The following is a 491-nucleotide window of genomic DNA, read 5'->3' on the forward strand; positions in this document are numbered from 1 at the left end:
GATCGCCGTCACCGGCGAGGCCAGGTCCAGCGCCGTCTGCACGGTCCAGCGCCCGGTGCCCTTCTGCCCCGCCCGGTCCACGACCACGTCCACGAACGGCCCGCCGGTCAAGGCGTCGGTGTGGCCCAGGACCTCGGCCGTGATCTCGATCAGATACGAGCCGAGCCGGCCCTCGTTCCACTCCCGGAAGATGCCCGCGATCTCCGCCGGCCCGTACCCCCCGACCTGCCGCAGCAAGTCATAAGCCTCGGCGATGAGTTGCATGTCGGCGTACTCGATGCCGTTGTGCACCATCTTCACGAAGTGCCCGGCCCCGTCCGCCCCGATGTGCGTCGCACACGGCTCCCCGTCGACCTTCGCACTGATCGCCTCGAACATCGGGCCCAGCACCGCGTACGACTCCGGCGACCCGCCCGGCATGATCGACGGCCCGTGCAGCGCCCCCTCCTCACCCCCGGAGACGCCGACTCCCACGAAGTGGATGCCCTGTT

1 protein-coding gene is annotated in these 491 nt (G+C 70.1%); it reads right to left on the reverse strand.

The window, feature by feature from the left end; genetic code table 11:
* On the reverse strand, window positions 1-491 hold a 491-nt coding region (locus ACLZOT_RS49880; RefSeq protein ID WP_416975968.1), incomplete at both ends, for an NAD(P)-binding domain-containing protein.

The sequence above is a fragment of the Streptomyces sp. 4F14 genome (genome assembly GCF_048159485.1).
In the GTDB taxonomy this organism is placed as follows: Bacteria; Actinomycetota; Actinomycetes; order Streptomycetales; family Streptomycetaceae; genus Streptomyces.